We start from the raw sequence: 14,950 nt of genomic DNA, 5'->3' as shown, positions 1-14,950 counted from the left end.
ATTTGTGGTAACATATACATTTACAGATAACTGTGGTCGTACCATCAACGAAAGTATGACAGTAACTATTTTTGATGATGAAAATCCAAAAATATTAACAGCAGCTAAATATAAAGAAGTAGAGTGTGATGGTGAAGGAAACTTAGAAGATTACATGAACTGGTTGGCTAACAATGGTGGTGCAAAAGCGTCTGATAGTTGTACAGCTACTGAAGATTTAGTGTGGACAAACGATGCAGAAAGTAAGCCAATGAGTGATGGTTGTGGAGAAACAGGAGAGAAGACTGTAGTATTTACAGTAACGGACGCTTGTGGAAATAATTCCAAAACATACGCTACATTTAGAATAGTAGATACTGTAGATCCAGAAACAACTCCAGCTTATAACAAAACTGTAGTATGTGATGGATCAGGAAACTTAGAGCAATTCCAAGATTGGTTAGCTGATAATGGAGGAGCAACTGCAAAGGACGAATGTTCAGGAGTAACTTGGAGCAATAGCTTCCCAGCAGATCCAAAAGCTAAAGATTTTGATATTTCACAATATTTAGAAGGTGGATGTAGTACTTATACAGGACACATCAATGTAGTATTCACAGTAACAGATGCTTGTGGAAACGATGTTGATTTACCAGCTACATTTACAATTGAAGATAGTATCGCACCAGAAATGACACCAGCATCAGATATGATTGTTGAGTGCGACGGCTCTATTGTAGATTACTGGAAAGAACTAGAAAATGATTCAGAAGATGCTAACGGTATTCCGCAAGGAACTAATGCTTATGATTTGCAAATGTGGTTAAACAATCATGGAGGAGCAACAGCAACTGATGGATGTTCAAATGTTAAATGGACTAAAGATATAAACGTGTATGGAGATTCATGTGATACTGAATATAGAGTAATTTTTACAGCAACAGATGAGTGCGGAAATAAAACCTCAACAACAGCATCATTCCATGTGCAAGATACGTTAAGCCCAATGATTGGTCAAGAAGCCATGGATTTGGAATTAGAATGTGGTTATAATGATACAACTTGTGATAGAGATATAAACCCTCATTCACCATTTGAGCATTGGTTACATACTAACGGTGGAGCTCAAGCAATGGACTTATGTGATAAGTCTTTAACTTGGACAAACGATTACGATGGAAAAGGATTAAGTGATGAGTGTGGAAACACAGGAAGAGTAACTGTAACATTTACAGTAACAGATAATTGTGGTTTAAGTTCTTCAACGTCTGCTGAGTTCAGAATCGTTGATACTACTGCACCAAATATGCGTATCCCTTCAGATTACTACACAACTTACGATGAGAAGTGCGAGTACGATATTTCTCCTTATGGAGATGCAGGTATGGCACAAGCTTGGGATGCATGTGGAGAAGTAGATGTCACATATACAGATGAAACAGATAAAGGATCTTGTGTAACTATAGTAACAAGAACTTGGAAAGCTACAGATGACTGTGGAAACGTAACTACAGATGTACAAAAAATTACAATTGAAGATACTATGGCTCCAGTTTATACAGGAAATGTGGGACAATTCAACTTAAGTAATGTAGATGCATGTGAGCCACCGGCTGCACCATCATTAGACGATATCGCAGCACAATTTAGTGATAACTGTGGATCGGCAATCGCTACATTAGTAGATACTATTACAATAAGTGATTCTACTTGTGACTGGGCAGTACAGTTCGTATATGAAATCAAAGATAAGTGTGATAACATTTACGATGGAACTGTGAAGGTAACGTATTGGGGATCTGATCAAACTATGCCAAACTTAATTGCAGGAGAAGAATTACCAAAAGGTGATAGCGGAATCAATGCTTGTTTAGCAGATGCTTTAGAAGCTAACCCAGCAATGGACGACGATTCAGTATTAAAGTTATTTGAAGATAACTGTTCAGATAAGTTAACAGCTAAGTCTGAATTACATATCACAGAAGATGGCTGTAAGTGGGCATTTCATTATACATACACAGTAACGGACGAGTGTGGAAACGATTACAGTTTCGATCAGCACTTTAGTGGAGAAGATAATACAGCGCCAGTATTAGTTGGAACAATTCCAAGTGACATGAGCAATTTAGATGCTTGTAAAGATACTTATGAGGGACCATCTGAGGCTGAGATTAAAGAATTATTCCATGATTCATGTGGTATTAATGTTGTTAAGAATATTCACAGATCTGGAACAGATTGTAATTGGTTAAATTCATTTGAGTACACAGTAACGGATGAGTGTGGAAACGCTTACCCAACATTTAAAGTAATATATACAGGTAGAGATCAATCGGCTCCTGAAGTAAATGAACCATATAAACTTTACACAGTTAATATGAGTGATTATCCAGGTGTTACTTGTCCTGATGATGTTGAGTTAGGTCTAACTGAAGGGCAAACACTTACTCAAGACGAAACATTTAACATTTTTGGTATTACAGATATTAATTTATCCTTAGCTGATGCAACAGATAATTGCACACCTGCTGGAGATATTAAGTTTAATATTACATCTGTAGTCAAAGGAGGAGATGCTTGTAGAGTTGTATTTACAATTGCATATACTGTTGAAGATAATTGTGGTAATACAACTCAAGAATATAATAAGTTCTTTAGATTAGTTGACGATGTTGCACCAGTAATTGATGAAGCTCCTGAAGATATTACAGTGCAATGTATTGAAGATGTACCAGCAATGATTAGCTTAAATTGGGTTGACAATTGCCAAGGTGGTGGAACGGTTGAGGGTGAAGACGGAAAATTAGTAGGTGATACATGCGGTGGTACTATTACTAGAACATGGAATATTAAAGATGCTTGTGGTAATGAAGCGGTTACTAGAACTCAAATAATTACTATTAAGGATACGACAAATCCTGTTATAGAAATAGCTGCTGCAGATAAGACTGTAGAATGTGTAACTGCTGAGGATGTTGAAGCTCAAGTATGGATCAATGAACTTCATTATGATAATACTGGAGGAGATGTAAATGAGTTTGTTGAAGTGGTTGCTAATTTTGATGCCTCTGGCTACGAGTTAGTACTTTATAATGGTAGTAATGGTACATCATATGCAACAAAGTCGTTGAGTTATCAAAGTACAAATTCTGGATTTAACTTCTATACTGCAGACCATTCAGGAATCCAAAATGGTGCTCCGGATGGAATTGCATTAGTAAATGGATCAGATGTTATTGAATTTATCAGTTATGAAGGTAGTTTTACAGCTCTAGATGGACCTGCTAACGGAATGAATTCTACTGATATAGGAGTTTCAGAAGGTAGCGGAACTTCAAGTGATGGTTCATTGCAGTTAATAGGTGCTGGTAATAAGAGAGCAGATTTTGCATGGGCAGACCCAATGACAAATACTAAGGGATCAGTTAATAATGAACAAACGCTTACACAAGCTGGAAGCAACCCTAATTTAGAAGCATTAAATGCCTGGTTAGCATCAAATGGAGGTGCAACAGCTAGTGATAATTGTACAGCAGCAAATGACTTAGTATGGACTAATAATTTTACGGGATTATCTGAAAGCTGTGGAAATTCAGGGTCTGCAGTAGTAACGTTTACAGCACAAGATGAGTGTGGAAACAAAATAACTACTACAGCAACATTTACAATCAAGGATACTACTAAACCAACAGCAAGTAATCCATCAGATATCAATGTAGAGTGTTCAGATGATGTACCAAATCCAGATGCAACAGTAGTTACGGATGAGGAAGATAACTGTAGTACACCAACCGTAACGTGGGTTAAGGACGAGAGTGATAATGGTAGTTGTCCAGAGATTATTACCAGAACTTATAAAGTAGAAGATGCTTGTGGAAATAGTATAGAGGTAACACAGAAGATTATTATTAAGGATGTTACTAATCCAGTATTAGCTTCTGCACCAAAAGATATTATAGTATCATGTTTAGCAGACGTACCAGCAATGACCAGTTTAGACTGGACAGATAACTGTGATGCAGGCGGAAGTGTACAAGGAGAAGACAGTGCTTTAGAAGGTGATGCATGTAATGGTACAATCACCAGAACATGGAATGTTACCGATGCTTGTGGTAATGCAGCAGAAACAAGAACACAGATTATTACGATTAAGGATGCTACTAAACCAACAGCAAGTAATCCATCAGATATCAATGTAGAGTGTTCAGATGATGTACCAAATCCAGATGCAACAGTAGTTACGGATGCCGATGATAACTGTAGTACACCAACCGTAACATGGGTGAAGGACGAGAGTGATAATGGTAGTTGTTCAGAGATTATTACCAGAATTTATAAGGTAGAAGATGCTTGTGGAAATAGTATAGAGGTAACACAGAAGATTATTATTAATGATGAGACAAAACCAGTGATAGTTAACTGTCCAGACGATGTTGATTTTGGCGAAGTAACCGAAACACCAATATTTGCTGTTGAGGCTGATATTACGGCGACTGATAATTGTGATCCTGATCCAGTAGTAACTTATGTGGATACTGACGATAGTACCTATGTACCAGGAGCACCTGGTAGTAATGATCCAGGATCAGTGTATAAATTCACATGTCAAAATGGACCTACTAGTTATCATTTTACAACGTTTGTGTGGGATGGTACAACTACTGTAGTTGGAAGCTCTGGGCCTCAAGCTAATTACACACCAGTAGTTACAGGGCAAGGTACTTATACATTAACTTTTGAGGAAGGTGTAGATAACCCTGATTCGAACCCTGTGGAGTCATTAAATGATTGGGTATTACGATTGAATGGACAATTAATTGCCTTTAAGAATTCTCAAAATAATAATGAATTCCCAGATTGTGATGCCAACTGGAATGAAACTAATTACATGCAAAATAATTTAAATTGTAAAATTCTAAGAGTAGATTGTATAGGTGATGTACCAGAACCAGGAGTTACTAATTATATGAAGATTAGAACGTTTACAGCTACAGACGATTGTGGCAACGAAAGTGACTTGTGTAGTGTAGTTTATACTTGGAGTATAGTAGATAGCTCCTCGGCGTCATCTGCAAACGATTACGATTCAGGGGTTGATACAACAGTAGACTTCAGAGCGTACCCAGTACCATTTAATGGAGAAGTAACCATTGCTTACAACTTCGATTTTGATACTAATGTAAAAGTAGAAGTGTATGATACAAAAGGTATGCTAGTATTAAGCAAAGATGATGCTTCATACATGAGAGGTACTGATGCTACAATGCCATTGAGCATTAACGGTTCAGACCAGATGTATTATATTAAAGTAATTACAAGTCAAGGAACAATGACCAAAAAGGTTGTTGCGACATCAGGAAATTAATGTCTTGAATAGATAAGTAATTATCATATAAACCAAAAAGGAGTCATTTTCATGACTCCTTTTTTTTATGCGTCATTACGAAGGAGATACGACTGAAGTAACCTGCTTAATCATTAGGTTGTATCATGAGATTGCTTCCTTATGTTCGCAATGACAGTTTATACTAACTTGCACAATGCACACAATAATGCGTATGTGGCATTAATAAAATTCTACCTAAAGGAATTGAGTTTTTGCATTTATAGCATAAACCAAAATCTACATCACTTATATTAGATAATGCAATCTGTAGATTTTTAAGTTTTTGTTCTGCTTTTTTTAAAGCAGCTTCATTAACACTTTTATTGTTTATGGCATCCATTCGAGATACTCTTCCTATAGCATTTTCGGGAGCTATGGGTTTTGTGAGTTCTTTGTAATGCAATATTGCAGCTTTAGTTTTTAATATTTCTGCTGCTATTTTTTCTTCAATATGTTTTAATTCCTCACTATTCATCAGCTGTTAAAGATTTTGCCCATTTTATCGCATCATCTAAACTTGAAAATATTTCAAAAGGTTTATCTAAAAATAGCTTTTCAATTTGTGCGTTACCTTTTGCTAGTGGAACTTCAGCAACCACAGCCATACCAATCAAGTTTTTTATTTTAGATGTTTGTAAGTAAATAGAAGGATCAACAGAGTAAGAGTGTTTTCTATGTGATATATAGGCAAAGGGATTATTACTGAAATAATCATTTGCTATTTCTTCTAAAACCTTGTTCTTGTCAGGCGTTAAGTGAAAGCCTTCATTTATTGAAGAAATAACAAAACTATTATAGACATTAATAGTGCAAAAGGAATATTTTAGTGATTTAAACATAACTAAAATTAATTAAAAATTAATATAATAAAAAACTCCGCTTGTTAGTGAGCGGAGTTTTTTGTTAAAAAAAAATGTTCTACGATTCAGTAGGTTTTTCTGAATGTTTAACCTTAACAGTTAATTCGGATGCATCTTTTTCGTAATCCATAGTGATAATATCACCTTCATGAATCTTAGATACAATGATTTCTTCAGCTAAAGCATCTTCAATGTATTTTTGAATGGCTCTTTTTAAAGGACGTGCTCCATATTGCTGGTCAAACCCTTTATCTGCAATGAAAGTTTTAGCTTTTTTGGTTAATTTTAGGGTATAACCAAGTTCTTTAATTCTAGCAAGTAGTTTTTCTAATTCGATATCAATAATCTTATTAATATCTTCTTTTTCAAGAACGTTAAATACGACAACATCATCAATTCTGTTTAAAAATTCTGGGGCAAAAGCTTTCTTTAAAGCATTTTCAATAACACCTTTTGCGTGAGAGCCTGCTTGTGCTTTTTGTGCAGCTGTACCAAAACCAACACCTGAACCAAAGTCCTTAAGCTTTCTTGCACCAATATTGGAGGTCATTATAATAATAGTATTGCTAAAATCAATTTTTCTACCTAAGCTATCGGTTAAGAATCCATCATCCAATACTTGTAATAGCATATTAAATACATCTGGATGTGCTTTTTCTATTTCATCTAATAATACAACAGCGTATGGTTTGCGCCTTACTTTTTCGGTTAATTGACCACCTTCTTCGTAACCGACATAACCAGGAGGCGCGCCGATTAAACGAGAGATTGCGAATTTTTCCATATACTCACTCATATCCACTCTAACCAAAGCATCTTCACTGTCAAATAATTCACGCGCTAACACCTTAGCTAACTGTGTTTTACCCACTCCTGTTTGACCTAAAAATATAAACGAACCAATGGGTTTGTTTGGATCTTTTAATCCAGCACGATTACGTTGTATGGCCTTTACTACTTTACTAACAGCTTCGTCTTGACCAATAACCTTACCTTTGATTAACTCAGGTAATTTGGCAAGTTTATTACTTTCGGTTTGCGCAATTCGGTTTACAGGAATTCCAGTCATCATAGAAACGACATCAGCAACATTATCTTCTGTAACTACTTCTCGATGCAATTTTGAGTCTTCTTCCCACTTTGCCTGCGCTTCAGCGAGGCTCTTTTCTATGCGTTTCTCATCGTCTCTAAGCTTTGCAGCCTCTTCATATTTTTGCTTCTTTACAACGGAGTTTTTAGTTTCTTTTACATCTTCTAGTTGTTTTTCTAACTCGAGTATTTGTTTGGGTACATCTATATTGGTGATATGAACTCTAGAACCAGCTTCATCTAAAGCATCAATAGCTTTGTCTGGTAAAAAACGTTCGGTCATATAGCGATTTGTTAGCTTTACACAAGCTTCAATAGCTTCTTGTGTATATTCAACATTATGGTGTTCTTCATATTTTCCTTTAATGTTGTTTAGAATCTCAATAGTCTCAACAACGGTTGTTGGCTCTACAATTACTTTTTGAAAACGACGCTCTAAAGCACCATCTTTTTCAATATATTGTCTATACTCATCTAGTGTTGTGGCACCCACACATTGAATTTCTCCTCTTGCAAGGGCTGGTTTAAACATGTTTGATGCATCTAAACTTCCCGTAGCACCACCTGCGCCAACAATAGTATGAATCTCGTCAATAAATAAAATGATATCATCATTTTTTTCAAGCTCGTTCATAACTGCTTTCATTCGCTCTTCAAATTGTCCTCTATACTTTGTACCTGCAACTAAACTTGCTAAATCTAAAGTTACTACGCGTTTATTGAATAATATTCTAGATACTTTTTTACTCACAATTCTATTAGCTAAACCTTCGGCAATGGCAGATTTACCAACTCCAGGTTCACCAATTAAAAGTGGGTTGTTCTTTTTACGTCTGCTCAATATTTGAGATACACGCTGAATTTCTTTTTCTCTTCCAACAACAGGATCGAGTTTGCCTTCTTCTGCTAAAGCAGTAAGATCTCTACCAAAATTATCTAAAACTGGTGTTTTTGACTTTTTGGCACCTTTTCCTGTTGGTTGATTAAACGGATTTTCTTTAGAACTTCCTTCAGGTGTGTCGCCTTCATCAGAAAAAGATTCTGCCTTTGGAGACTCTATATAGTCATCATCGTTTGCAATCATGTATTTAAATTGGTCTTTCACGTTATCGTAATCCACTTTAAGTTTGTTTAATAGTTTTGTAGTTGGGTCATTCTCATTTCTTAAGATACATAACAGTAAATGTGCTGTGTTAATGGAAGTACTTTGAAATAGTTTAGCTTCCAGAAACGTAGTTTTTAAAGCACGTTCTGCTTGTCTTGTTAAATGTAGGTTCTTCTTTTCGTTAGATGCTGTCGCAATATTTGGGTTAGCAGGACTTAGTATTTCTACTTTTCTTCTTAGATGATTTAAATCAATTTCTAAAGCACTTAAAATATCAATTGCTTTCCCATTTCCATCACGTAACAGACCAAGCATTAAATGTTCAGTGCCAATAAAATCATGACCTAAACGCAATGCTTCCTCCTTGCTATATGCAATTACATCTTTTACTCTTGGTGAAAAATTATCGTCCATAAATTTGGTTCCTTTCTGCATTAAAAATAATAAAAACTACTGTATAAAGGCAAAAACTATACCTTAATTATAGTTTGTTAGGTTAAAAGACAATAAAAAGTCTTATAAATCAAAACAAAACTTACTATAGTTATTAACCAAAACCACCCAAAATATTGTTGATAAAAAGTCTTAAAAAAGCCTTGTTTTCGTAGTTGTTGGACTAACAAAATTGTTATATTAGCTCGATTTGAAAACCTACAAAAACTAATAAATTTATTTATGGCAGAAGGAGAAAAACTCATTCCAATAAATATTGAAGATGAAATGAAATCGGCTTACATTGATTACTCAATGTCAGTCATTGTGTCACGTGCATTGCCAGACGTAAGAGATGGCTTAAAACCAGTGCACAGACGTGTGCTCTTTGGCATGCATGAATTAGGTGTAAAGTCTAACACAGCACACAAAAAATCCGCTAGAATAGTTGGTGAAGTACTTGGTAAGTATCATCCACATGGTGATACATCGGTGTATGATACTATGGTGCGTATGGCTCAAGAATGGAGTTTACGTTACATGTTAGTTGATGGACAAGGAAACTTTGGTTCAATAGATGGAGACAGTCCTGCAGCAATGCGTTATACAGAAGCACGTATGCGCAAAATTTCTGAGGACATGTTGGCAGACATTGACAAAGAAACTGTCGATCATAAATTAAACTTTGATGACACACTAAAAGAGCCAACAGTTCTTCCAACAAGAATTCCAGGACTATTAGTTAATGGTGCATCTGGTATTGCTGTTGGTATGGCAACTAATATGCCACCTCATAACTTATCTGAAGTTGTAGATGGTATCATTGCATATATCGATAACAACGACATTGAAATTGATGAACTTATAACACATATAAAAGCACCAGATTTTCCAACAGGTGGTATTATTTATGGTTATGATGGAGTAAGAGAGGCTTTTAAAACAGGTCGTGGTCGTGTAGTTATGCGAGGTAAAGCAATTATTGAAGAAGTTCAAGGTCGCGAATGCATAATCGTTACTGAAATTCCTTATCAAGTCAATAAAGCAGACATGATTAAAAAGACGGCCGATCTTGTTAACGATAAAAAACTTGAAGGCATTGCTACTATTCGTGATGAGTCAGATAGAAATGGTATGCGAATTGTGTATGTTTTAAAACGTGATGCTATACCAAACATTGTATTAAATAAGCTTTATAAATATACTGCATTACAATCATCGTTTAGTGTTAATAATATTGCACTAGTAAATGGTCGTCCACAAATGTTGAATCTAAAAGATATGATTCATTATTTTGTAGAACATCGTCATGAAGTTGTTGTAAGAAGAACCACGTACGAATTACGTAAAGCTGAAGAAAGAGCGCATATTCTTGAAGGATTAATTATTGCGTCTGATAATATTGATGAAGTAATAGCCTTAATACGTGCCTCTGCTAATGCAGATGAAGCCAGGCAAAAGTTAATAGATAGATTTGAGCTTACTGAAATTCAAGCCAAAGCTATTGTTGAAATGCGTTTACGCCAGCTTACAGGTTTGGAGCAAGACAAGCTAAGAGCAGAGTATGATGCATTAATGATTACCATTGAAGATCTAAAAGATATTCTAGAAAAGAAAGAGCGTCGAATGGATATCATTAAAGAAGAGCTTCATGAAGTTAAGCAAAAATATGGTGATGAGCGTCGTTCGGTTATTGAATATGCTGGTGGCGACTTAAGTATTGAAGATATGATACCAAACGAGAAAGTAGTTATTACTATATCTCATGCAGGTTATATTAAAAGAACATCCCTTACAGAATATAAAACTCAAAATAGAGGAGGTGTTGGACAAAAAGCATCAACCACAAGAAATGAAGATTTCTTAGAACATTTATTTGTTGGTACTAACCACCAATACATGTTGTTCTTCACTCAAAAAGGAAAATGTTTCTGGATGCGTGTTTATGAGATCCCAGAAGGTAGTAAAACTTCAAAAGGAAGAGCCATTCAAAACCTTATAAATATTGAGCAAAACGATAAAGTAAAAGCATTTATTTGTACTCAAGATTTAAAAGATGAAGATTACATTAATAATCATTATGTAATCATGGCAACTAAAAAAGGTCAGGTAAAGAAGACTTCATTAGAACAATATTCTAGACCAAGAACAAATGGTATTAATGCAATAACGATCAAGGAAGGCGATGAGCTTTTAGAAGCAAAACTTACAACTGGCGAAAGTCAAGTGATGTTGGCACTAAAATCAGGAAAAGCCATACGTTTTGAAGAGGCAAAAACACGTCCTATGGGAAGAAACGCCTCTGGTGTTCGTGGAATTAGGCTTCAAGATGAAAATACAGATGAAGTTATAGGCATGATTGCTGTTAATGATATGGATAGCGATATACTTGTCGTTTCAGAAAACGGTTATGGTAAACGTTCAAGCTTAGAAGATTATAGAGTTACCAATCGTGGAGGAAAAGGAGTTAAAACCATTTCAATTACAGAAAAAACAGGTAATTTAGTAGCTATCAAGAATGTAAGTGATGAAGATGACTTAATGATAATCAACAAATCTGGGATTGCTATTAGAATGGCAGTTGAAGATTTAAGAGTTATGGGGCGTGCTACACAAGGTGTTAAGCTTATTAATCTAAAAAACAACGATTCAATTGCAGCTGTTGCTAAAGTTATGCATGATGAAGATGATGTTGATGATTCTGAAACACCTAAAACAGACGCTTCAGCAAATGATGGCACAACTCTTGATAATATTGAAACAGAAAACAACAATTAATATTTAAACAATTAAAAATGAAAAAACAGGTTGTATTAGCATTAGCTTTAATGATTGGTACTTTTTCTTTCGCTCAGAAGAAAGAATTAAAAACCGCAGAAAAAGCTATAAAAAGTAGTAACTTCTCAGATGCTAAAGCTGCTATTAGTGCCGCAGAATCTTTAATGTCTGCTATGGACGATAAAACAAAAGCAAAATTTTACTTTTTAAAAGGTCAAGCATTTTATGCTAAAGGCGCAGGTAGTAATAGTGATATAGACACTGCTTTAGAAAGTTTTAAAATGTTATCTCAGGTTGAGGCAAATAGCGGAAAAAAAACTTATTCAGATGAAGCAAATCAATTAAAAATTGAAATGGGTAATGCTTTGGTTCAAAAAGGAACCACAGCTTATGGAAATCAAAATTATGCTTTGGCAAGTACAAGTTTTGAAAAAGCATATAGAGTATCACCAATGGATACCTTGTATTTGTATAATGCAGCAACATCATCAGTAAGTGGAAAAGATTATGATGCAGCATTAAGGATATATGCTGAATTAGCAGACATTGGTTACACAGGAATATCGACCCAATATGTTGCTACTGATGTAGCCACAGGTGAAGAACAAGCTTTTCCAAGTAGTGCAATGCGAGATGTATCTGTAAGGCAAAAAACACACTCTAACCCTAAAGATGTAAAAACGGAGTCTAAGGTTGGGGAAATAGCTAAGAATGTAGCTTTGATTTATGTTAATCAAGGAGAGAATGAAAAAGCTATTGCTGCAATAGATAATGCAAAAAAAACAAATCCAAATGATACTGGTTTGATTCTAGTAGAAGCAGAGTTATATAGAAAAATGGGAGACAATACTAAATATGCCCAAGCAGTAGCCAAAGCTTTAGAATTAGATCCTAACAATGTTGTATTAGTATTTAATTTAGGGGTTAATGCAGCAGATAACAATGATTTTGAAGCTGCAAAAAAGTACTACAATAGAGCTATAGAAATTGACCCAGAATATACAAATGCATATATGAATATGGCAGTACTTATTCTTGATCAAGAAAAAGGAATTGTTGACGAAATGAATGCTCTAGGTACTTCTGCTGCTGATAATAAAAAATATGACGAACTAAAGGAACATAGACAAAACCTTTATAAAGAAGCAGTGCCTTATCTATCTAAGGTGTTAGAATTTAACCCAAAAGATATAAATGCCGCTACAACTTTAATGAATATTTATAGTGCTCTTGGAGATGATGATAATTTTAAAGCGATGAAGGCTAAAGTAGAGACTATTAAAAACGAGAATTAGTCTAAGAAATAGATTTAATAATTAAAAAGCCGTTTATTTATAAACGGCTTTTTTTATATAATTTTTTTAATTACTCGTAATTTATGAGTATGGGTTTTTAAGTCATTATTGTAGATGCCAGTATGGTCAAGTCTATCAATTCTTACTTTTCCATGTGCATGAATAATATAGTTGTCTTTCATGATAATGCCTACATGAATAATATTACCATCGGCATTATCAAAAAAGGCAAGATCACCTGGCTCACTTTCTTCTATAAAACTTAATGCTTCACCTTGTGTAGCTTGTTGTGAAGCATCTCTTAATAATTTATAACCATTGAGTTTATAAACCATTTGAGTAAAACCAGAACAGTCAATTCCAAACGGAGTTTTACCTCCCCACAAATAAGGTGCATTCAAATAAAAGAAAGCAGTATTTAAAATGTTTTCTTTTTGTTGAACATATTTTACAGTATTTCCATCATGTTCATGATTTAATATTTGCAATCCATTTAGAGATGCTCCTAACGGAATTGGAAATAGTTCTTTTTTAGTGTTTTGGATAAATTCAACTAAATCTAATGCGTAAACAGGAATACTTGTTTGTAATTTTTTAAAATCAGATTCTGTTATTTCCTGGTATTGTTTATTATCAATCCAACCTTCGTAACCATCAAAATCTAATCGAATTTTACTCCATTTTTTTCGTTTTTCAAGAACTTTAAAAAAATCACCATAAATCACTTGCGAGACTAGTTCTGAAGCATCAGCTGCTTCAAAACGCAAAGGAACAATGCTTAAATTACAGATTCCGTATTGCATCTAATATTTAATTGCGTTCAATAATAATAGCAGATGCACCACCACCGCCATTACAAATAGCTGCGGCACCAATTTTTGCATTATTTTGTTCTAGCACATTAATTAAAGTAATGATAATTCTGGCTCCAGAGCATCCTAATGGATGTCCTAATGACACAGCACCACCATTTACATTTACGTTATCATCTTTTAAACCAAGAATCTTCATATTGGCTAATCCAACTACTGAAAATGCTTCATTGATTTCAAAATAGTCAACATCTCCAATACTGATATTCGCTTTTGCTAATGCTTTTGGCAAAGCTTTTGCTGGAGCAGTAGTAAACCATAATGGTTCTTGTGCAGCATCAGCATAACTTTTAATTGTCGCTATAGGTGTTAAGCCTAATTCATTTGCTTTTTCTTTGCTCATCAATACCATAGCAGCAGCACCATCATTAATAGTTGAGGCATTGGCAGCAGTTACGGTTCCTTCTTTTGTGAATGCAGGACGTAAAGCAGGAATTTTTTCCATTTTTACGTTAGTATATTCTTCATCTTTAGCCACTATTACTGGTTCTCCACGACGTTGTGGGACTTCAACAGGCACTACTTCGTTATCAAATTTATTGTTATCCCAAGCCTGAGCAGAGCGGTTATATGATTGCATGGCATAAGCATCTTGCTCCTCGCGTGAAAACTTATATTTCGTAGCACAAGCATCTCCACAAACACCCATGGCATGGTTATCGTAAACATCGACCAAACCATCTTTTTGCATACCATCAATTAATGTAGCTGGACCAAACTTTGTTGCAGAACGTGCATGGTAGTAATGAGGAATTAAACTCATATTCTCCATACCACCAGCAATAATGATGTCTGCATCACCAAGAGCAATAGATTGAGCAGCTTGTGTAACAGCTTTCATTCCTGAAGCACATACCTTATTAATTGTAGTGCAAGGAACAGTATTTGGAATTCCTGCAAAAATGGCAGCTTGTCTAGCTGGTGCTTGTCCAGTACCTGCTTGAACCACATTACCCATTAAAACTTCTTCTACCAATTCTGGATTAAGATTAATTTTATCTAATGCGCCTTTTATGGCAATGGCTCCTAATTTTGGAGCTGGTATAGTAGATAAGGCTCCTAAAAAACTTCCTATTGGTGTTCTGGCAGCCGATACGATTACAACCTCTTTATTCATTTTTCTTTATAATTTTATTTGTTGCGAAATTAATTAA

Annotated in this window: 8 protein-coding genes; 3 read left to right on the top strand and 5 right to left on the bottom strand. The window is 35.0% G+C overall.

The window, feature by feature from the left end:
• The first annotated feature begins 55 nt into the window (after positions 1-55).
• On the top strand, positions 56-5,344 hold the full coding sequence (locus tag E5167_RS14855; RefSeq protein ID WP_211242160.1) for a T9SS type A sorting domain-containing protein: 5,289 nt from the start codon (positions 56-58) through the stop codon (positions 5,342-5,344).
• Positions 5,345-5,507: 163 nt separating this feature from the next.
• Here E5167_RS14855 and E5167_RS14850 read toward each other — a convergent pair whose 3' ends face one another.
• The 3 genes from E5167_RS14850 to E5167_RS14840 form a co-directional block, all read right to left on the bottom strand.
• Positions 5,508-5,840: a TraR/DksA family transcriptional regulator gene (locus tag E5167_RS14850; protein ID WP_136844952.1), complete on the bottom strand. Its 333-nt coding sequence runs from the start codon at positions 5,838-5,840 to the stop codon at positions 5,508-5,510.
• Positions 5,833-6,204, bottom strand: coding sequence for a hypothetical protein (locus tag E5167_RS14845; protein WP_136844951.1), 372 nt, complete (start codon positions 6,202-6,204; stop codon positions 5,833-5,835). Before E5167_RS14845 ends, E5167_RS14850 begins: the two co-directional genes overlap by 8 nt.
• A 79-nt stretch (positions 6,205-6,283) precedes the next feature.
• Positions 6,284-8,833, bottom strand: a complete 2,550-nt coding sequence (locus tag E5167_RS14840; protein WP_136844954.1) for an ATP-dependent Clp protease ATP-binding subunit — start codon at positions 8,831-8,833, stop codon at positions 6,284-6,286.
• Between the two features lie 261 nt (positions 8,834-9,094).
• Here E5167_RS14840 and gyrA point away from each other — a divergent pair, with 261 nt between their 5' ends.
• Entirely contained in the window at positions 9,095-11,629 is a 2,535-nt protein-coding gene (gene gyrA / locus E5167_RS14835; RefSeq protein ID WP_136844950.1) for a DNA gyrase subunit A, read from the top strand.
• Positions 11,630-11,646: 17 nt separating this feature from the next.
• Positions 11,647-12,924 (top strand): tetratricopeptide repeat protein, encoded by a 1,278-nt coding sequence (locus tag E5167_RS14830; RefSeq protein WP_136844949.1) that lies wholly within the window; start codon positions 11,647-11,649, stop codon positions 12,922-12,924.
• A gap of 53 nt (positions 12,925-12,977) precedes the next feature.
• On the opposite strand, the gene E5167_RS14825 is transcribed toward E5167_RS14830, so the two are convergent.
• Together E5167_RS14825 and E5167_RS14820 are read right to left on the bottom strand one after the other, a co-directional pair.
• Positions 12,978-13,727, bottom strand: coding sequence for a C40 family peptidase (locus E5167_RS14825; RefSeq protein ID WP_136844948.1), 750 nt, complete (start codon positions 13,725-13,727; stop codon positions 12,978-12,980).
• Between the two features lie 7 nt (positions 13,728-13,734).
• Positions 13,735-14,913 (bottom strand): acetyl-CoA C-acyltransferase, encoded by a 1,179-nt coding sequence (locus tag E5167_RS14820; protein WP_136844947.1) that lies wholly within the window; start codon positions 14,911-14,913, stop codon positions 13,735-13,737.
• Positions 14,914-14,950 lie beyond the last annotated feature (37 nt).

This window comes from Pontimicrobium aquaticum (assembly GCF_005047595.1).
GTDB lineage: Bacteria > Bacteroidota > Bacteroidia > Flavobacteriales > Flavobacteriaceae > Pontimicrobium > Pontimicrobium aquaticum.
The sequence above is the reverse complement of the archived record's forward strand: the minus strand, read 5'-3'. Positions and strand labels throughout refer to the sequence as shown.